Source organism: Fibrella arboris (genome assembly GCF_041321095.1).
In the GTDB taxonomy this organism is placed as follows: Bacteria; Bacteroidota; Bacteroidia; order Cytophagales; family Spirosomataceae; genus Fibrella; species Fibrella arboris.
The window spans coordinates 443,680-462,647 of record NZ_JBGGWE010000002.1; the positions used below are offsets into that span (position 1 = coordinate 443,680).

The following is an 18,968-nucleotide window of genomic DNA, read 5'->3' on the forward strand; positions in this document are numbered from 1 at the left end:
CACCATGTTGAAACAGCTATTTGAGTTTAAGGAAACAGACCGGAAGTGGCACATTCCGGTGCTGGCGGGCCTGAGCGTCGGTATTCCCATTCTGGCGGGCTACTTCACCGGAACGTTGCCGGGTGGCAAACTGGCGTCGATGGCTGGGCTGGTCATTCTGTACATTCACTCCATCCGCATTGCCAACCGGCTCATCATCCTGATGGCCTGCTCGTTTGGTATCATGGTCTCGTTTTCGGTAGGCAGCCTGTTCAGTTTTAACCCGCTGCTTGCCCCACTACTGCTGGGTCTGTACGCGTTCATTGTCCACGTGGCGCTTTACTACCTGAAGATGACCCGTCCACCGGGCAATTTCTTCTTTATCATGATTGCATCGGTCGCCGTTTGTCTGCCGTTCAACCTGTCTACCATTCCGCAGAACATCGGCTTCATTGGCATTGGCACGATGATCTCCTTTGCCCTGGCGGTGATCTACAGTTTGCTGACCATAAAAAGCCATCCCAATGACAGTCAGACGATTACCGTTGCGAAGAGCAAGTATGTCAACCTGATCGAATCGGCTACGTTCGGGTCAATGGTTGGTCTGGCCTTGTTGATTGCCAATCTGCTGAAACTCGAAAACCCCTACTGGGTACCTACCTCCTGCGCCGCCGTGATGCAGGGTGTGAGCACCAAACACATCTGGCAACGCAGCGTTCAACGGATTCTGGGTACGTTCATCGGGCTGGGTGTCACGTGGGTCATCCTGCTCTTGCAGCCAACGCCACTGGTATTCTGCCTGGGTATCATCGCCCTGCAACTGATTGTCGAGTTTCTGGTGGTGCGCAACTATGGCCTGGCGGTCATTTTCATCACGGTGCTCACCCTTTTTCTGGCCGAATCGGGCAGATCATTAGCCGTCGACCCAACGGCATTGATCATCGCCCGCTTTATCGATATTTTTATCGGGAGTGTCCTCGGTGGTATTGGTGGCTGGATGTTGTATAGTGAACGACTGCGCTACAAAGCCACCCGGCAGATGCGCCGCACAAAAATCCTCATCGCGGGTCGCAGGTGAGGGAACTTTCGGTTTTTGCTTCGCTAGTCGTGCCCTTCGACCAGCGAAGCAAAAAACAGATACCCGCGCATTAAACCATCCTTTCCCATGCCCGCACTCCTTTCCTTACTGCTCTTTCTCTTTCCCTTCTTCACCACAAACCAGCCAACCGATTCGGGGCAGCGCATCGCAACGGGTCATTTACCGGCTGTCGTGGCTGATCAAGCCGGAACGGTCCATCTTACCTTCGGACAGGACTCTACGATTTATTACGCCACGGCCAGCAGCCAACCGGCCCGTTTTTCGCCACCGGTGGCGGTGGCCACGCTACACGGCCTGGTTACCACCGCTAAACGTGGCCCGCAGATAGCCGCCACCGATAAGCACGTTGTCATCACGGTCGTGAACAAGACTGGCGACCTGTTTGCCTACACCCTCGACCGCCACACCGGAAAATGGTCGGGGGCCACCCGCCTGAACGACGTACCTGAGGTAGCCAAGGAAGGGTTTCAGGCCGTTGCCAGCGCGTCATCAACCACCTTCCACGCTGTCTGGCTGGATCTGCGCGGCGATAACCAGAACAAAATCGCAGGCACAACCTCGACCGACGGAGGACGTACCTGGACAACGAACCAACTCATTTATCAATCGCCCGGCGGGTCGGTCTGCGAATGCTGTCGCGTCTCGATTGCCGCCCGGAACAACAACGTCTACGTTCAGTTCCGCAACTGGCTCAACGGGGCACGCGACCTGTATCTGGCCCATTCAACGGACGGGGGACGTACCTACCGCTCGGTACAAAAGCTCGGCACCGGCACCTGGAAACTGGCCGGCTGCCCCATGGACGGCGGCGGGCTGACGCTTACCCAATCGGGCCAGCCAACGACGGTATGGCGGCGTGAGAACACGTTGTATACCTGCCAGCCCGGCAAACCGGAAAAGGCCCTCGCCATTGGCCAGAACGTGACCATCACCAACGGCCCGGCGGGAAACACGATGGCCTGGGACGAGGGCGGTACGGTCTGGCTTCAACAGAATGGCACTGTATCTGTTGCGGTGGGGAAAGGCAAAATGCCCAGCCTCGCTATTTCCGGTCAGTCAGCCATTTGTGTTTGGGAAGCCGATGGACAGGTTATGATGGAGGCAATTGCCATAAAGAACTAGCCTTACCCTGCCCAACCAGCTTGCCACTGCGACTCTAAACGCGCTGACTAAAATGGCCAAAATCCTCATTATAGAAGACTCAACTTTTATTCGGGCCGCCCTTCGCGATATTCTGGAATATGAGGGCTACGAGGTAGAGGAAGCCGAAAATGGGCTGGAGGGTATTGAGATGCTCGTGACTGCCTATTACGAAGTCGCTCTCTGCAATTTACATATGCCCAGGATGCATGGATTTGATGTTTTGTTTCACGCTCATGAAGCCGGAATAAGCACCCAAATTATCATTGTCACGGCGGCCGGTAGTGTTGAGAATGCAGTTGAAGCAACCAGACTCGGTGCGTTTGATTTCCTGGTTAAACCACCCGACATCAATCGGTTGCTTGTTACAACCAGGAATGCCGTTGAGCAGTATCGGCGGGTCGAGGCGAATCGGCCATTCCGTAAAACGATCGCCAGAGTCGGCGAGCTTATGGGTGAGTCCCCGTCGATTCAGGCTATCAGAGCGGGCCTCACGCAGATAGGTCAGCAAACAGAAAGCGTGCTCATAGCAGGCCCTCCTGGCGTCGGTAAAGGAATGGTGGCCCATCGGATACATACTGAAGGAGGCAGGAAGACAGGGCAACCGATGGTCACCGTTGACTGCGCGGGCATTCCGGATGAGCTGCTCGAAAGCGAATTGTTTGGGCACGAAAAAGGCGCTTTCCCGGGCGCGGCTACCCGTCGAATCGGTAAGCTCGAACAGGCCGAAGGAGGTACATTGTTCCTCAACGAGATCAGCAAAATGAGTCTGGCCGTCCAGGCGAAGTTGCTGCAGTCGATTCAGGACCAGTCTTTTACCCGGATGGGTGGCACCAAAGCCATTACGCTACATACACGTATTCTGTCTGCCACCAGTAAAGACCTGCGTGAAGAAGTCAGCCGTGGACATTTCATAGCCGATTTATACGCTCTCCTGGGTGAAATCATCATTGATATTCCTCCCCTCGCCGACCGTCGGGATGACATTCCACGGCTGATCGAGGCGTTTTTGGCTGCTATGTGCCTGACGTACAACATACCCACCAAGGCCATAGAACCAGCCGCGGTAGACTACCTGTCGACTTTGCCGTGGGAAGCCAATGACCGTGAACTACGCAATGTTATAGAACGGATAGTCATTATGTGTGATGCGCCCATTACGCTCAGTGAGGTAAAACAGTACGTTTGAACCGACCAGTCGATAATTATAAGTATACATACTCGATTTTTTATTATGATAATAAGTAGTACAAAAAAGTTGGCCAGTTTTTTGCTTAGCTATATATACAAGGCCGATAGATTTAAAGTCTAGGCTCAACGTTCCTAAAAACAGCTATAAACTATGTGGACTGCTATCTTCTTTTTTCTCGTATTTACGGCGGCTATTCTTGGGATTATGAAAAAGACAACCGTTTGAATCAGGCTGGCTGTTCTGGGTTTCTGGTGAAGCCAGACGTTTGGGGAATACGGCTCTTTCGTCAGAAAGGCTGGCAGGTGTTGCTGTATTCGCTGGAAAGTGCTTAGTTGTGTAGTCAACCACGTTCGAAGCCTTGACAATGATCTACCACGTATTAAACGGCGACGCACTCTATGACCGTTTCGTTGCCACGCAACTCGACGGTCAGGTGGTTATAGACCGGGAATGCCTCATCGTAGGCGACGTTTCCGGCGATACCCTTGCCGACTTCTGGGCCAACCGGGCGGCCTACATTGAAGCGACCTACCACGAAACCCGAGGCACCTATTTCCAACGTGTCGTCGGCGAATTTGACAAGATTCTTGCCGCGCCCGATCGGTCAGACATCAATTTGTGGTTTGGCTACGATCTCTTTTGTCAGGTCAATATGTGGTTTGTGCTGTCACTGCTCTACAAGCACACCAACACATACAGCGTCTTCGTCGTATACCCCGCTCATCTGAATCGAGACGCTATCTGGGACGATTTTGGCGGGGCAACGGTAGGCGATCTGCGGTACTGTTCAACGCATAAGGTCGCCTTCACCAGCGCTGATCTGGCACTGGGTAATGCTTTATGGAATGCGTACCAAACCAACGACCTGGCCAGGCTGGCGGAACTTGCAACGGCCGAATCCCCCTGTTTCCCTTACCTGAACGATGTATGCCGGGCGCACATCGAACGCACCGGTATCGATGGGAAACCGGGAAGACCGGAACGGGTTCTGGACACAATCATGAGCGAGGGCCCAACTGATTTTCCGTCTGTCTTCACGGCGTTTTACAAACGCGAGGGCATTTACGGCTTCGGCGATTCGCAGGTTAAACCGCTGTACGACAGCCTTATGAACAGGTAAGCTAGTGGCCCGGCGTTCCGTGTCGTTTCTCCAGTTCATCGAGCAGGTAGTCCAGCCCGTTTAGTCTGATCTCGTATAGCGTCTGCAGCAACGTACCCAGCTTGCCGGCAGGAAACCCCTTCTGCGCAAACCATTCCAGGTAGGAAACGGGCAACTGACGCAGCAACCGCCCTTTGTATTTCCCGAAGGGCATTGGGTAGCGAATCAATTCGAGCAATAAGGTGGGATCGCCCGGGGGCGCCTGTTCTGCCATGTGTTTGATCAGGATAAATAGTCTAGCGGCTTGTAGCGCGTACGTACAGGTGCTAAATTACCTCGATAAAAAATAGCATTGCCTTTTACCAGTTGAACGTACCTGATGAAAAAACACGATCAATCTTCTCTTTCGCCCAATGGCTCTTCGGATCGGCGAACGTTCCTGAAAACCCTTGGTTTGGCAGCAACAGCGCCCGTTGCGCTGACCGAAGCGGCTAAAGCCACCCCCACCACGCAGTATTTAAACCTGATCAAAAACCACGCGAGCACGTCGGCCAACAGCAAGGTTCGGCTGGCGTTGATCGGAACGGGGGGCATGGGCATTGGCGATACGCAAACGGCATTACAAGTCGATGGCGTGGAGATGGTAGCCGCCTGTGACCTCTACGACGGTCGCCTGCGCCGGGCTAAAGAGCTGTGGGGCAATGACCTGCCCGTTACCCGCGACTACCGCACCCTGCTCGACCGCCCGGATATCGACGTTATCATCAACGCGACCACTGACCACTGGCACGAAAAAATCTCGTCGGACGCCATGCGGAAAGGCAAGCACGTCTATTGCGAAAAGCCGATGGTGCAAAAGGTTGAAGACGGCCACACGCTCATCAAAGTGTCCAACGAAACGGGCAAGGTATTTCAGGTCGGTAGCCAGTTCGCCTCGTCGATCATTATTGCCAAAGCCAAAGAACTATTGAAAGCAGGTGACATCGGTGAGCTCGTTTTTGCGGAAGCGATCTATGACCGGCACAGTGCCATGGGGGCCTGGCAGTATTCGATTCCACCCGATGCTTCGCCGCAAACTGTCGACTGGGATACGTACCTGGGTAGCGCCCCCAAGCGCCCGTGGGACCCACTCCGCTTCTTCCGGTGGCGCAACTACCAGGACTACGGCACCGGCATCGCGGGCGATCTATACGTTCACCTGCTCACGTCGCTGCATACCGTAACCGGTTCATTAGGACCAAATCGCGTGTACTCGAGCGGCGGCACCCGCTATTGGAAAGACGGCCGCGACGTACCTGATATTCAGCTCAGCATCTACGACTACCCAAAAACCGCCGAGCACCCCGAGTTCAACCTCACCACGCGCTCGAACTTCGTAGATGGCGGCGGTGGCAATTACCTGGTCCGGCTCGTCGGCACCGAGGGCGACCTGTCTATTGGCTGGGATAGCCTGACGGTTCACCGGAATAAATTCCCGAAAGCGCCGGGCATGTCGATCGATAATTTCCCGAAAGACCAGAAAGAGTTGTTCCTGGCTGATTACAACAAGCTCTACCCGTCTATTCCGGAAATGGAAGGGCCGAAGGAGTTCAAGTACACGGTGCCCAAAGAGTACAAAGGCGACCGCTATGAACACTTCGTTAATTTTTTCAATTCGGTGCGCGACAAGAAACCAGCCATCGAAGATGCCACCTTCGGCCTACGCGCCTGTGGACCAACGCAGTGCGGCAACATGAGCCTGTTCCAGAAAAAAGTAATGACCTGGGACCCCGTGAAAATGAAGATCGGTAACGCGGTGTAAGCAGATTGCCGCCGTGTAGCCGTATAAATGCAGGGCCCCAATGCAGGCAGTAGCTCGCATTGGGGCTTTTCTTTGACTAAAACGTCATACTTACATCAACGAATGAACGTAGTTTTCAGCCACCTAACCCTCCTGCTACTCCTTCTTCAAGTTAGCCCGTTGTTGGCCCAATCGACGCCGATGAGCCAGCTACGTGTGCAGGGAAACCAGTTCGTCACCGCCGACGGCAAACCGATCGTCTTCAGGGGACTCAACGCCAGCGATCCCGACAAACTTGACAAAAGCGGTCATTGGGATAAATCGTATTTCGAGGAAATGAAACGCTGGGGTGCTACCCTGGTCCGTTTTCCGGTGCATCCGTCGGCCTGGCGGAGCCGGGGAGCCACGCAGTATCTCCAACTGCTCGACAAGGGGGTGGCCTGGGCGGGTGAGTTGGGCCTGTACGTCGTCATCGACTGGCACAGTATCGGCAATCTGAAGAATGAAATGTACCAGAGTCCGAACTACGAAACGACCCACAAAGAATCGTTCGAGTTCTGGCGAACCCTATCGGATCATTATAAGGGCAATACGACCGTCGCTTTTTTCGAGTTGTTCAACGAACCGACCGTGATGGGCGGCAAGCTCGGCACCTGTAGCTGGGCTGAGTGGAAATCGCTTATGGAAGAAACGATCACGATCATCCGGGCTAACGGCAGCAAGGCCATTCCGCTGGTGGCCGGTTTCAACTGGGCGTATGATCTGAAAGAGGTGGCGCAAAACCCCATCAACGCCGACGGTATCGGGTACGTCAGCCACCCCTACCCCATGAAGCGCCCTAAACCCTGGGAACCCCAGTGGACCGCCGACTGGGGTTTTGTCGCGCAGAAATACCCGCTGATGCTGACTGAAATCGGCTTTTGCGGGGCCGACGACAAAGGAGCCCACGTACCGGTGATCAGTGACGAATCGTACGGCGACGCCATTACCAGTTACTGCGCCACCAACGGCATTTCGTATGTTGTCTGGGTGTTCGACCCGCAATGGGCACCCATGCTGTTCAGCGACTGGAACTACACGCCCACCCGACAGGGCCGATACTTCAAGCAGGCGATGCAACGGGCGGCCGACAAACGCTGACAGCGGATAACCAGGAAGTAAAAAGCGGCTTTCCTACCCTTTGACGGGTAACGTCTCCCTTCTTCCCGATGCAGCACAACCGCAGACATTTCTTAAAGCAACTGGGCTTTGGTGCCCTCGGCCTCAGCGTGGCCACTACGGGCTGGGCCAACGCAGGCACTTCGCTCGAAAGCCTGTTATCACCCGCCCGTACGTTGAAATTGCCGCGCAGCCTACCGGCCACGCAGGGTGTTGAAGCGGCGGGCCTGCTGAACTTCACCACAGCCATTGAAAAGGCCAACCTGAACGTACATAGCGTGATGGTGGTGCGGCACGGGCACGTGGTGGCCGAGGGCTGGTGGGCACCCTACGCACCGCAGCTAAAGCATACGCTCTATTCGCTCAGCAAGGCCTTCACCTCAACGGCGGTTGGTCTGGCCGTTGCCGAAGGTCGACTGACGGTTGAGGACAAGGTAATCTCGTTCTTTAAGGACCAGTTGCCCGAAACGGTCAGCGAGAATCTGGCCGCCATGCGCGTGAAAGACCTGCTGACGATGTCGACGGGGCATGAAAAAGAGCCAACCCCCCAGATGCGCGCCGACGGCAATACGAACTGGATCAAGGCCTTTCTGGCAGCCCCTGTTGAGCGCAAACCGGGAACGCATTTTGTCTATAACAGCGGAGCGACCTACATGCTGTCGGCCATTGTGCAGAAGCTGTCGGGGCAGCCGTTGATCACCTACCTGCAACCCCGTCTGTTTGGGCCGTTGGGCATTGAAGGCGCCGACTGGGAAGTTGACCCGAATGGCATCAATACAGGCGGCTGGGGCCTCCGGCTGCATACGGAAGATATCGCCAAATTTGGCCAGCTGTACTTGCAAAAAGGCCTGTGGCAGGGCAAACGGATCTTGTCGGAAGCCTGGGTGGCCGACGCCACCAAAGCACAGGTCATGTCGGCGGGTGGCAAGCGGAGTGCGGAAGTCAACGACTGGCTACAGGGCTACGGCTACCAGTTCTGGCGGTGTCGCCACAACGGGTACCGCGGCGATGGGGCCATGGGTCAGTATTGCATCGTTCTTCCCGATCAGGACGCGGTGGTGGCGATCACGTCGGAAACGGGCGATATGCAGGCCGTGATGGATGCCGTCTGGGATAACATCCTGACCGCCTTCAAACCGAATGCGCTTCCCGCCGATGCCGCCGGTACTGCCGCGCTGACAAAGAAGCTGAGCAGCCTCGCCCTGACGTACCCCAACCTGGAAGCCAACTCACCGCTTGTATCAACGATCAGCGGCAAGACCTATGCGTTCGAGCCAAACCCGACAAAAACCCGGAGCATGTCGCTCACCTTCGGCAATGGAAACTGCACGGTCAGGCTCAGCGACGAGCAGGGCAGCCACCAGCTCACCTGTGGCCTGAACCGCTGGGCAGAAAGTGAATCAACACTCTCGACGAAGCCAATCAAGCTGGTGCCTACGCCCATCCCCGGCGAAATGAGAACACGCATGGCGGGAACAGCCACCTGGCAAGACCCCAACACGCTGCTGATGACGTGGCGGTTTATTGAAACGGCGCACTACGAAACGGTCACCTGCCGCTTCACCGCGGATTCGGTTGCCGTCGAGTTCGAAAGCAGCATCGCTAAAATCAATAAAACGAAAGATGCACGGCCTGTTCTACAGGGTAAAATGCAGGCCGGAGCGCTGAGTCAGAAAGGCTAGAGCGCAGGTACGTTCCAACGACAACGTACCTGCGCTCTGGCGCCACAAACGCGAAAAGCGACCCGACGAGGTCGCTTTTCGCGTTTGTAAGAAAAACATTGGGTGGTCGACTAAACGTTTGCGCGTCAGATGCATCAAACAGGTATAAACGCCCAAATAAGGCCATGAAAACAGCAGGTAAATATTTGATAGTGTTGGTCGGCCTGACCTTCAGCCTGGCCGGAGTGCTTACATCCTGTGCGCAGGGCACGTACAGTCAGCCCGGCTACGGCCAGCCCGATTATAGCCAGAACCAACCGGGTTATAACCAGCCTGGGTATGATAACGGCTATAACAACCAGCAAGGCTATAACCAGTACGGCGGTCAGCCGCAGGATTTTTATAATGAACTCGGCCCCTACGGCCAGTGGGTACAAACGCCCCAATATGGCACCGTCTGGATTCCGAACGTACCGCAGGGGTTTCAGCCCTATGCCACCAATGGGCACTGGGTTGTAACAGAATACGGCAACACCTGGGTGTCAGACTACGCCTGGGGTTGGGGACCTTTCCACTACGGTCGCTGGTACCAGGATCCGCGGATGGGGTGGGCCTGGGTACCTGGCTACGACTGGGGTCCGGCCTGGGTATCGTGGCGAACTGGTGGCGGCTACTATGGCTGGGCACCGCTGGGCCCTGGTATCAACATCGACGTGAACATCAATATTCCGGCTAACTACTGGGTGTTTGTGCCGCAGATCTACATCACCAGCCCAAACATTTACAGTTATTATGTGCCTCGGCCACGGGTAGTGAACATCTACCAGCAAACGACGATCATCAACAACGTGTATCGGGTCAATAACCGGGCCTATGCTTACGGGCCCCGTCGGGAAGATATCGAACGCGTAACCCGCCGGTCGGTGCCGGTCTATCGGATCGAGAACGCCGGTCGTCCGGGTCGTGATGAAGTACGGAACAATAACTCGATTGGCATTTACCGCCCCGAAGCCACACGCGGTACCCGGGACAGCCGGGGTAACGACAGCCGCGTCTACAACGCGCCGTTCGACAACAACCGGAACAATGGTTCACGTACAAACGGCTCGCCCCGTACAGACTCGCCCAATCCGGGTTCATACAACGGTGGCTACGGTCGCGGAAACGCAGGTACGTACAATGGTGGCAGAAACGGCCAGGATAATCCGGCGCCGGTGACTACACCGAACCCGGGTACTTATTCGGGTGGTAGTTCGCGCGGTGCCGGTACCTATGGCGACGCCAGCCCACGGCCAACTCCAACCGATGCTACGCCGTCATTCCCGTCACGTACCGGCTCATCGCGAGGCAATGGCAGGCCTAACTACGAAGCGCAGCAAAACCAGCCGTTCCCGCAGCCAACGCAAACGGCACCCGTACAGCAGCCAGGCCGCCCAGAGGCGACACCACAACCTCAGCGCGAATGGAGCGGCCAACGGGGTGGTGGCAGTTATTCGCCACAGGCCACTCCGCCCCCCGCCAGTCCTCAACCACAACGTGGTGGTTTCGAGAGCCGGCAACAACCCCAGGCGCAACCGTCGGGTGGTCGTGAACAGCGAGTTGGGGGCGGTGAACAGGGGTCTCCCGGTGGCCAGACCCAGGGCGGCTACTCATCTGGTCGTGGCAGCTCTCGCGGCAATAACTAATGAACAGGCAATGCAAAAAAAGGCCAGCTCTGATGACGAGCTGGCCTTTTTTATACACGGCGTAACCAGTAAAAACGTATTCGCGTCAACTCTTTACGGCGACCTTACTTTACAGGTGCTATTTGTTGGGCGGCTACTTTCCAGTCTTTCCCCTCTTTTGTCAGCACTTCGGTGAACCGGAATGTAGCCGTGTCTGGTTTGGAGCGAGAGGCGGTTCCCTGGGCCATGATCACGTTTTCGGCCAATGACGCCGTTGAATCGAAATGGACACTCGCAGCGTCAACGGATAGTGCAGTCGTAGTGGCACTCAGCGCAATGGAATCAAGGATTGGCTTTGGCATGCCGCGTTTTTCGGGTCGTTCTGGCCGAAACAGCTTTTTGCCCGCATTGGCCAGGTCTTTGAATACGGGCAGATCAGCAGCAATACCGCCGGCAAATACCAATGCCACCAGCGCTGAGATCACCAGTTCGCGTTTAACTCCGCCGGTCCGTCTATCGGTTGAGTACCCCTTGATCGACGACCAGTTGTTTACGATGTGAAAGACAGCAGCGGCAAAAAACAGGATGCCAAACCACGCGTGCGTGTGGTCGATCGTATGATTGCTTTGCCCAAAATAGATGAGCAAACCACTGATTGATAGTACGGTGAATACGGCAGCCACCATCAGGCTGACCAGGTTCTTCTGTTTCATGACGAATTGTTTAGGCCCACTCGCGTGGAAAAGTACAGCACAAAGAAATATACTTCAGGTACGTTGCCAAGGAGGTCTGTCTATTTTGCTTTTTTCGGTGACCGAGTCGGCAACGTGTCGTCTGGCACTTAAACGCAGTCGCCTTGCCGGGGAGCTACGGGCGCCCAGCTGTACGGCTTCTGAACTGTAGCTGCACGAATAAGCTACCGACCAGCAGGACGAAAACGGTAAGCACCATACCTGCCAGATACATGGTACCGGTCTCATGGCCTTTACTGTAGGCCGCCATACCAGATGGTAAGGTCAAATGCGCTCCGATTATGCCCGCCACCCAGATTCGGACCAATAACCACCGCTTTTCAGTGAAAGGAATGTACCACGATAGAAAGGGCAATGCAGCGATGACAGGCATGACAATTGGCAGGCATCGCATCAGTTTGTCGGTCAGCGGGCTCGGCGGATAGCTGGCTTTCACAAGCAGGATAATTGCCTCGAAAGTCAGCCACCACAGGAGTTCAGGGCCCATCATGACCGCCAACCACCGTAACAACGGGCGTGCATTCATTCGGAGGCGAAGTAGTATGGAACAGGATTACGTAGTAATGTGGCCATCAGATGCACTTGAGCCGTTGGCACACTACTAAAATGTAGCGTGCCCACGGCCGTTTGTCAAGCTCTTCTGTGACAGTGGAGTCGCTACCGGTTCTTTCTTAGCGAGTGGGTCGGTAGGCGGTGGTTCACTTCGGATTCGTAAATCCGTACCTTTGGTTTTTAGTGATTATCAGATAACGCCTGCTGCTCAACGCCCATGAAACCAGCCACCATCCACGATCTGCTTATTGAAGCCATGGAAGAACACCTTCCCGAAGGCTGGACGATTGCACGACTGAACGTCCATTTTCTGACCAATGGTACCGATGTCGAATTCTCGGGTACCTACCTGGACGAGCAGGGCGAGCCACAACCGCTCACCACCGATTTCCCCGACGAAGTGACAGAGGCCACACAACGGCTGTACCAGCTTCGCAACAGCGACGCACAACCCCGCGCCAACGTTCTTCAGCTCGACCTGACCGCTGCCGGCCAGTATACAACTACCTATAGCTGGGATCAGGAAATCCAGGATGAAGACGAACACTTCAGTAAGGGTGGCACGGCCAGTGACTGGCAGGCCATTCGGGAAGCCCGCTACGGCACCAGAACCGGCGACTAAGCTTAACTACCTTCAATCACGTATGCATCAGGCGATCCGTCTGCTTATAGCCCTTGCTCTTTGTACAGCGACCCGTTCGTTCGGCCAGTCTGGCCGGGTACAACCAGCCAGTGCCCCACCGATACAGCTCGGCATTACCGATTCGCTGGCTTCTACGATCCTCCACGAAACCCGCCGGGTGAACATCTACCTGCCCGACGGCTACTCGCCCGATTCGGCCCGGACGTACCCAGTCATTTATTTGCTCGACGGAGGCATCGACGAAGACTTTGTTCATATTGCCGGGCTGGTTCGGTACAACACTACTCCCTGGATAAACCGCTTTCCGCCCTCTATCGTAGTGGGCATCCAGAACGTGAACCGTCGGCGCGATTTTACGTTTGCCGTTCCCAATCTGGATTTTGTGGAGAAGACGGGGTTCAGCAGGAGTCAGTTTACCGCCTATGGGGGCTCGGCTAAATTCATGGCCTTCCTGGAGAAGGAACTGCAGCCATTTATCGAGAAACGCTACGCGGCCAATACGGTCAGAACGCTCATTGGTGAATCGCTGGGCGGCTTGCTCGCCACCGAAATACTGCTTAGAAAACCGACCCTGTTCAACACCTACATCATTCTGAGCCCCAGCCTCTGGTGGGACAACGAATCGCTGTTGCGGCAGCCCGGCTGGTCTACCCTTGGTCGCCACCCGCTAACGGTTTACGTGGGGGCCTGTGAAAAAACCAGCAGCGTGGTCATGTACAAGGATGCGAAAGCACTAGCCGACCTGCTTGGCAGGCAACCTGCCGGCAAACTGCGGGTGCTATTCGACTACCTTCCCACAGAAACCCACGCTACCCTGCTTCATCAAGGCGTATACAATGCCGTCAAAGCGATTTATCCGTTGACAAAGTAGTTTCCCGACCAACTTGTTCCCCTGTTGGCGCGCCATGCATGTGTTAGCCTGGGTACGTTCAGCGACCCTTTAACGTACCTGCGCCGCATGCCGTTGGAAAACTAAACGACCACTCTGCTGGTCTTATATGCAGGAGAACGGCATCTGTTCGTTAGTAGAAAAATGGAAAAAACACCCAGTCATTTTTGGGATCAGTTAGGCAACCTGCTCGTGCCTAAACGCCAGTCGACCGCAGCCCGTACCGTTACCAATGAGCAGATTCTGGCGGAGTTGATCCGTTGTTTCGACACATCGCTGAACCGGGAAAGTATCGGCACAAGCCTGCTGTTCGATGCCCACTATGTCATCATTCTTCACCCGGCGAGTTATGCTGAACGGCTGGGCGCGCTACCGGTTATTGTCAATGAAGCGGTGAACGCGTTTAATACCCGGCTGAAGGAACGCAACCGGGAGCCAAACCGCCTTGTAACGGTGGCTTCGCACTGGCATTTCAAGTTCGGTCCGGGTACTGAATTTGATGGAAGGCCAATTACACCGGCCGATGTTGAAGTCATCGGGTCGCTCACCGGGGCCTCGCTCGAAAATGACAGCCTGAGTATTCCCAAAGCAGGCAATGTAAACTTGAAGGCAACCAGGAAAGTGAAAAATACGAATGTCTACGAAAAACTGGACCTGAATTTGCCGGCCTTCAGCCACATCGATTTCCGCGAGTCGGGTGCATTTGCCGTCCGTATTGAGCCGGCCCTGCTTACCCCTCGCGTAAGCCAGCCTGATGCCGCCCCGTCGACTTCAGCCCCGGTGGCTGTTCCTGCATCGCCTGCGCCAGCACCAAGTCCGGTGCGCCCCGACGCCCTCGCCCGAATTGATTGCTACATGGCCGATCAGAACGCCGAAGAAACCTACTGGATGAAAGACCGGGAGGTGGTTATCGCCCGCCTGGAACCTGACAATGAGTCGTTTAGCAACTACATCCGGCTAGCTTCCCCCTACGTCTCGAATCCCCACGCCCGCATTCGATACGATGCCACAACGGGTCAGTTTCAACTCGCTTCCTTCAGTAGAAATGAGACCCGGCTGAATGAACAGGTGATCGCCCGAAGCGAGCCGGGTAATCCGGTCTGGGTGGCACTGCCCAATTCGGCACAGATTCTGCTCAACGGAGTCGTTACGCTCACCTTTCAAAGCAACCTGTAACCCATGCTCGATGTAATTACGGCCCTATTATTGAGTAGCCTTGTGCTGGTACTACTGGTACAGCATTTTAGAAAGTTGCCGCGCTAACGTGCTGCCTCAGCAGCCAGGTACGTTCACTAATCTGCCAGCCTCAGGCGCATTGTTCACTTCCCCACTGGTACCACAGCCCACTATGACCAGTACCGTTTATATAACCGGACAGACTGACGTTGGTCGCTCTCGCCGGGATAATCAGGATACGTTTATCAGTCAATCACTCTGGTCGGCGCACGACGCGCTGCTGGTCGTTATCGACGGCGTTGGCGGCTACGCCGGTGGTGCCGAAGCCGCCGCGCTGGCTAAAGAGTCGATTAGTCAGTACATGGCGACGCCCACGGGCGATACGCTGACCATGCTGCGCGAAGCCGTGATTCACGCCAATAACCAGATTGCGAAGCACCGCCAGCAAGACCCTGCCCGGGGCCGGATGTGCTGCGTGCTCACCGCCGCTGTCGTCGACACGTCGACCAACAAGTTGCTGTATGTACACGTGGGCGATACGCGTCTGTACCGGTTTCGGCAGCGCCTCGAAAAGCTGACGCACGATCATTCGCTGGTGGGGGTACGCGAAGACGCCAACCAGCTCACCGAACGGGAGGCCATGCGCCACCCCCGCCGCAACGAAATCCTTCGTGACATAGGCTCAGCGATTCACCGCGTCGACGATCCCGATTTTCTTGAATCGAACGAGACGGATTTTCTGCCGGGCGATGTGCTCCTGCTCTGCAGTGATGGCCTGACCGACATGCTTACCCGCGCAGAAATTACGCAGGTGCTGGCGCAGGGCAGGCCAGCCGATGAGCAGATCGCTGAACTCATCCGACTGGCTAACGACCAGGGCGGCCTGGATAACATTACCATCGTGATGGCCCGGCATCTGGGCGCAACAGCTAGTCCCGGTAACGTACCTGTGCCACGCGGCCGAACGAGCGATCCACCCCCTGCACTCCTGGCTACTGCGCCCAGGCTGTCCGGTCAGCCCGGGCAGCAACGTACCTGGAAATGGCCGATACTCGTTTTAAGCCTGGTAGCGTTCATTGTGTTGTTTCTGGTTACGCGCAGGAGGCTGGACGATCCCCTGGCTTCACCCCAACCAACGCGGGCGGCGCCAGATTCGATACGGACCGTGCCCATCACTGTGCCATCAGATAGCGCTGGCATCAATAATGTACCTACTCACCCCGATACTACCCGCCAAACGCGGTGAACCATGCCAACAGTAAGTTTTAATACCAATTTTCCGGGGTACGATGTATTGGGCGAGATCGGCCGTAGCAATGCCCGTGTCCTGAAAGCCCGGCACATTGCCAGCGGTGATCTTGTCGCCATCAAACACTTCGCCCTCAACACCGACGCCGATACGCTGCGTCGATTCGAGCGTGAATCGGAGATCATGTCGCGGATGTCGAACCCCAATGTCGTACGGGTGCGGGAAGTTCGCCTGGCGGCCGATCTGCCCTATATCGTGCTGGATTATATTGAGGGTGGTAATGTGCGTCAGCTGATTGCCGAACAGGGCGGCCTTTCGGTCGAACTGACGATCCGGCTGGGTTTGCAAATGATCAACGCCTTTCGGCAGATTCACGCGCAGGGCATCATCCACCGCGATGTGAAACCGGAGAACATCCTCTATCACCGGCTGGCGAGTGGCGAACTTCATTTTTTGCTTACCGATTTCGGCGTAGCCCGGCTCCACGAACAGCCGGTAACCATGACGGGGCAGTCGCTGATGACCTATGAGTATGCAGCCCCCGAGCAGTTCGATAATCCGCGCAACATCACCACCGCCGTTGATTATTACGCCCTTGGCGTCGTGTTTTATGAATGCCTGACGGGCAAGGTGCCGTTTGCCATGCGGGGCGAAACGGGCATCGTCACGTTCATGAATGCCGTGCTGACCACGCCCCCTCCTACGCCGGTTCTATCAACGGCGCAACCGCTACCCAGTAGCCTGGTCAGGCTTATTAAACAACTGCTGGTAAAAAATCCGACCGAACGCATTCAGCATCCTGATGAGGTACGGCTCATTCTGAAACAGGCCGAAGTAGAGCAACTCCAGGGCGAAAACGGGCAGGAGGTACCGGCTGTTGTCAACCGGACGGAGACGTATCAACCCGCCGCGCCACGGGTTATTCCCCGCTCACACACTGAGCAGCCTACCAGTCTGCCCGCCAACGTGGCAAGCCGCCGCAGGCGGAGCCTTATCCCGATCATAGCCCTGGTGGGCGCCCTTTTGCTGGCGAGCCTGGGCACTTACTGGTTCATAAACAAACCGAAACCCTCGCGGGCCAAAACGCCGATGTCGACAACGGCGCGCGCAGACGAGAGCCTGTCTGACTTGACTCTGCCAACCGGCGAACCCTCCGATGAGACGGTGCCGACCGACAGCACGCAGACCAGCGCGGCTCTGCGCCAGCCAACAGAGACGGGACAGCGGGAAAAGCTGGAAGCGGCCCACCGCCAGTACGATGAGCAGGTTGCTGTGGCCACAAAACAACTAAACGCCGAGGCGTTTGGCGGAAAAGTTGGCTTACTGGGAGGCGTGCGTGGCCTAACTATTCAGCTGCGTAATCCGTCGACGATCCTGTTCACCTCGGTAGCTGTCCGGGTAAAATACATCAAAGAAAGCGGCGATCTGTATAAATCGACCGTTATGTATTTCAACCAGATTGCGCCCAACGCCACCGTGGTGCGTGTGGCACCAGACAGCCCGCGCGGGACCCGGTTCAGTGCCGAAGTGATTCGGGCCGATGCATTGAGTCTGGATAGCCTCGGTTCTACTACGCCACACATTCCCTGATACTCAATGCCAACGGTAAGTTTCAACACACACCTCCCCGATTACGAAATACTAGCCGAGCTGGGCCGTGGTAACACCCGCGTGCTGAAGGCGCGGCATCTGCTCACAGGCGATATTGTTGCCATTAAGCAATATGCCTTTGCTACAGATGCCGACACGCTGCAACGCTTCGAGCGCGAATCGCAGATCATGACCCAGATCAACCATCCCAATGTGGTGCGGGTGCGTGATGTACAACTGGGCGCGGCAATGCCTTATGTGGTCATGGATTTTGTGGAAGGTGGCGACCTGCGTGGCCTGCTGCAACAGGCTGGGCATCTGGACATACCGACTACGCTCCGCCTGGGTCTTCAGCTGACGGAGGCGTTTAGGGCGATGCACCCATTGCACGTGATCCACCGGGACGTGAAACCGGAAAACGTGCTCTTCCGACGGCTGGTTAGCGGCGAACTCCATTTCCTGCTCACCGATTTCGGTATTGCCAAACTACGCGCCGACGACAGCACCCGGACCCGCACCGGGCAGTCGTTGATGACCTACGAGTATGCGGCTCCTGAGCAGTTCGATAACCCGCGCCAGGTCGATGAGGCGGCCGATTATTATGCCCTTGGTGCGGTGCTGTACGAGTGTCTGACGGGTCACGTGCCGTTTGTACTGCACCACGAGAACGGACTGGGCGGCTTCATGAATCAGGTCCTTACGGCGCCAATCCCCACGCCCATGCTACCCGGCGGACAGCCTCTGCCACCCAGCCTGGGTACGTTGCTGCTGAGCCTGCTGACACGCAACCCAAACGACCGCCTCCGCAATCCCGATCAGTTGGAGCTCCTGCTCGAACAAAGCCGGGTCGAATACCTGAAAGCCAGTCGACTGGGACAGCCGGTGCCCGTTGTCCGAAACCAGACAATGGCCGGGCCGGTAATGGCCACCGCAGCTGCCGACGAGCCGGTTGGCTACAGCGACGAGACTGCCGACGACGAAACGGGCCTGAGTAGTAGCACCTGGTGGGGCATCGGTGGTATTGTCATGGCTATTGGCCTGGCAGCTGGTCTCTACATCTATTCGGATCGGGAAACGCCGGGCACCTCGCAGTCATCCATCGATTCCACCATGCTGATGCCGCCAGTGAGCCCATCGGTCGGCGGCGATACCCTGGAGGGTAGGGCTCCATTGAGCAACACCCAGGCGGAGGAATCGACCGATGATCAGCCCGAGAGTGAGCCCATACAGCCAACACCGACCGACTCAGTGTCTCGCCCGCCCGCCGACACCCTGGCAACGGCCCCACCGGATAGTACGGAGTAAACAGGTTCCTGGCAGCCACTCAGCGGGGCAATAGCGACCC

At 56.2% G+C, this 18,968-nt stretch carries 17 protein-coding genes; 14 read left to right on the forward strand and 3 right to left on the reverse strand.

The features are described 5' to 3' along the window. Positions 1-4: 4 nt before the first annotated feature. From ACAW75_RS04345 to ACAW75_RS04360, 4 genes are all read left to right on the forward strand, one after another. Positions 5-1,057, forward strand: a complete 1,053-nt coding sequence (locus ACAW75_RS04345) for an FUSC family protein (RefSeq protein ID WP_370727450.1) — start codon at positions 5-7, stop codon at positions 1,055-1,057. A gap of 87 nt (positions 1,058-1,144) precedes the next feature. Beyond that, positions 1,145-2,200: an exo-alpha-sialidase gene (locus ACAW75_RS04350; RefSeq protein WP_370727451.1), complete on the forward strand. Its 1,056-nt coding sequence runs from the start codon at positions 1,145-1,147 to the stop codon at positions 2,198-2,200. Positions 2,201-2,252: 52 nt separating this feature from the next. Further along, on the forward strand, positions 2,253-3,407 hold the full coding sequence (locus ACAW75_RS04355) for a sigma-54-dependent transcriptional regulator (RefSeq protein ID WP_370727452.1): 1,155 nt from the start codon (positions 2,253-2,255) through the stop codon (positions 3,405-3,407). 367 nt (positions 3,408-3,774) lie between these two features. Further along, positions 3,775-4,530 (forward strand): DUF1835 domain-containing protein, encoded by a 756-nt coding sequence (locus ACAW75_RS04360; RefSeq protein ID WP_370727453.1) that lies wholly within the window; start codon positions 3,775-3,777, stop codon positions 4,528-4,530. 1 nt (position 4,531) lies between these two features. Here ACAW75_RS04360 and ACAW75_RS04365 read toward each other — a convergent pair whose 3' ends face one another. Next, entirely contained in the window at positions 4,532-4,783 is a 252-nt protein-coding gene (locus tag ACAW75_RS04365; protein WP_370727454.1) for a DUF3820 family protein, read from the reverse strand. Between the two features lie 105 nt (positions 4,784-4,888). On the opposite strand from ACAW75_RS04365, the gene ACAW75_RS04370 reads away from it, so the two are divergent. The 4 genes from ACAW75_RS04370 (at position 4,889) to ACAW75_RS04385 (ending at position 10,793) form a co-directional block, all read left to right on the forward strand. After that, on the forward strand, positions 4,889-6,310 hold the full coding sequence (locus tag ACAW75_RS04370; protein ID WP_370727455.1) for a Gfo/Idh/MocA family protein: 1,422 nt from the start codon (positions 4,889-4,891) through the stop codon (positions 6,308-6,310). Between the two features lie 102 nt (positions 6,311-6,412). After that, positions 6,413-7,429 (forward strand): glycoside hydrolase family 5 protein, encoded by a 1,017-nt coding sequence (locus ACAW75_RS04375; protein WP_370727456.1) that lies wholly within the window; start codon positions 6,413-6,415, stop codon positions 7,427-7,429. A 68-nt stretch (positions 7,430-7,497) separates the two neighbouring features. After that, entirely contained in the window at positions 7,498-9,129 is a 1,632-nt protein-coding gene (locus ACAW75_RS04380; protein ID WP_370727457.1) for a serine hydrolase domain-containing protein, read from the forward strand. Positions 9,130-9,293: 164 nt separating this feature from the next. Then, positions 9,294-10,793: a DUF6600 domain-containing protein gene (locus tag ACAW75_RS04385; protein ID WP_370727458.1), complete on the forward strand. Its 1,500-nt coding sequence runs from the start codon at positions 9,294-9,296 to the stop codon at positions 10,791-10,793. A gap of 104 nt (positions 10,794-10,897) precedes the next feature. Here the strand turns inward: ACAW75_RS04385 and ACAW75_RS04390 are convergent, their stop codons facing one another. Continuing rightward, positions 10,898-11,485: a DUF4405 domain-containing protein gene (locus tag ACAW75_RS04390; protein ID WP_370727459.1), complete on the reverse strand. Its 588-nt coding sequence runs from the start codon at positions 11,483-11,485 to the stop codon at positions 10,898-10,900. 154 nt (positions 11,486-11,639) lie between these two features. Continuing rightward, positions 11,640-12,050: a hypothetical protein gene (locus ACAW75_RS04395; protein WP_370727460.1), complete on the reverse strand. Its 411-nt coding sequence runs from the start codon at positions 12,048-12,050 to the stop codon at positions 11,640-11,642. A 243-nt stretch (positions 12,051-12,293) separates the two neighbouring features. Between ACAW75_RS04395 and ACAW75_RS04400 the strand changes: the two genes are divergently transcribed. The 6 genes from ACAW75_RS04400 (at position 12,294) to ACAW75_RS04425 (ending at position 18,928) form a co-directional block, all read left to right on the forward strand. Then, complete coding sequence (locus ACAW75_RS04400) at positions 12,294-12,698, forward strand: hypothetical protein (RefSeq protein ID WP_370727461.1); 405 nt, start codon at positions 12,294-12,296, stop codon at positions 12,696-12,698. 22 nt (positions 12,699-12,720) lie between these two features. Continuing rightward, the gene (locus ACAW75_RS04405) at positions 12,721-13,590 is read left to right on the forward strand and encodes an alpha/beta hydrolase (protein WP_370727462.1); all 870 of its coding nucleotides are present in this window, start codon (positions 12,721-12,723) and stop codon (positions 13,588-13,590) included. Between the two features lie 162 nt (positions 13,591-13,752). Beyond that, positions 13,753-14,784 (forward strand): FHA domain-containing protein, encoded by a 1,032-nt coding sequence (locus ACAW75_RS04410; RefSeq protein ID WP_370727463.1) that lies wholly within the window; start codon positions 13,753-13,755, stop codon positions 14,782-14,784. Positions 14,785-14,956: 172 nt separating this feature from the next. Continuing rightward, positions 14,957-16,030, forward strand: a complete 1,074-nt coding sequence (locus ACAW75_RS04415; protein WP_370727464.1) for a PP2C family protein-serine/threonine phosphatase — start codon at positions 14,957-14,959, stop codon at positions 16,028-16,030. Positions 16,031-16,033: 3 nt separating this feature from the next. Further along, entirely contained in the window at positions 16,034-17,623 is a 1,590-nt protein-coding gene (locus tag ACAW75_RS04420; RefSeq protein WP_370727465.1) for a serine/threonine-protein kinase, read from the forward strand. Between the two features lie 6 nt (positions 17,624-17,629). Next, positions 17,630-18,928 (forward strand): serine/threonine-protein kinase, encoded by a 1,299-nt coding sequence (locus ACAW75_RS04425; protein WP_370727466.1) that lies wholly within the window; start codon positions 17,630-17,632, stop codon positions 18,926-18,928. Positions 18,929-18,968 lie beyond the last annotated feature (40 nt).

Coding starts and splice junctions, on each gene's coding strand:
- ACAW75_RS04345 (WP_370727450.1), top strand. CDS start 5: ATGTTGAAACAGCTATTTGAGTTTAAGGAAACAGACCGGAAGTGGCAC.
- ACAW75_RS04350 (WP_370727451.1), top strand. CDS start 1,145: ATGCCCGCACTCCTTTCCTTACTGCTCTTTCTCTTTCCCTTCTTCACC.
- ACAW75_RS04355 (WP_370727452.1), top strand. CDS start 2,253: ATGGCCAAAATCCTCATTATAGAAGACTCAACTTTTATTCGGGCCGCC.
- ACAW75_RS04360 (WP_370727453.1), top strand. CDS start 3,775: ATGATCTACCACGTATTAAACGGCGACGCACTCTATGACCGTTTCGTT.
- ACAW75_RS04365 (WP_370727454.1), bottom strand. CDS start 4,783: ATGGCAGAACAGGCGCCCCCGGGCGATCCCACCTTATTGCTCGAATTG.
- ACAW75_RS04370 (WP_370727455.1), top strand. CDS start 4,889: ATGAAAAAACACGATCAATCTTCTCTTTCGCCCAATGGCTCTTCGGAT.
- ACAW75_RS04375 (WP_370727456.1), top strand. CDS start 6,413: ATGAACGTAGTTTTCAGCCACCTAACCCTCCTGCTACTCCTTCTTCAA.
- ACAW75_RS04380 (WP_370727457.1), top strand. CDS start 7,498: ATGCAGCACAACCGCAGACATTTCTTAAAGCAACTGGGCTTTGGTGCC.
- ACAW75_RS04385 (WP_370727458.1), top strand. CDS start 9,294: ATGAAAACAGCAGGTAAATATTTGATAGTGTTGGTCGGCCTGACCTTC.
- ACAW75_RS04390 (WP_370727459.1), bottom strand. CDS start 11,485: ATGAAACAGAAGAACCTGGTCAGCCTGATGGTGGCTGCCGTATTCACC.
- ACAW75_RS04395 (WP_370727460.1), bottom strand. CDS start 12,050: ATGAATGCACGCCCGTTGTTACGGTGGTTGGCGGTCATGATGGGCCCT.
- ACAW75_RS04400 (WP_370727461.1), top strand. CDS start 12,294: ATGAAACCAGCCACCATCCACGATCTGCTTATTGAAGCCATGGAAGAA.
- ACAW75_RS04405 (WP_370727462.1), top strand. CDS start 12,721: ATGCATCAGGCGATCCGTCTGCTTATAGCCCTTGCTCTTTGTACAGCG.
- ACAW75_RS04410 (WP_370727463.1), top strand. CDS start 13,753: ATGGAAAAAACACCCAGTCATTTTTGGGATCAGTTAGGCAACCTGCTC.
- ACAW75_RS04415 (WP_370727464.1), top strand. CDS start 14,957: ATGACCAGTACCGTTTATATAACCGGACAGACTGACGTTGGTCGCTCT.
- ACAW75_RS04420 (WP_370727465.1), top strand. CDS start 16,034: ATGCCAACAGTAAGTTTTAATACCAATTTTCCGGGGTACGATGTATTG.
- ACAW75_RS04425 (WP_370727466.1), top strand. CDS start 17,630: ATGCCAACGGTAAGTTTCAACACACACCTCCCCGATTACGAAATACTA.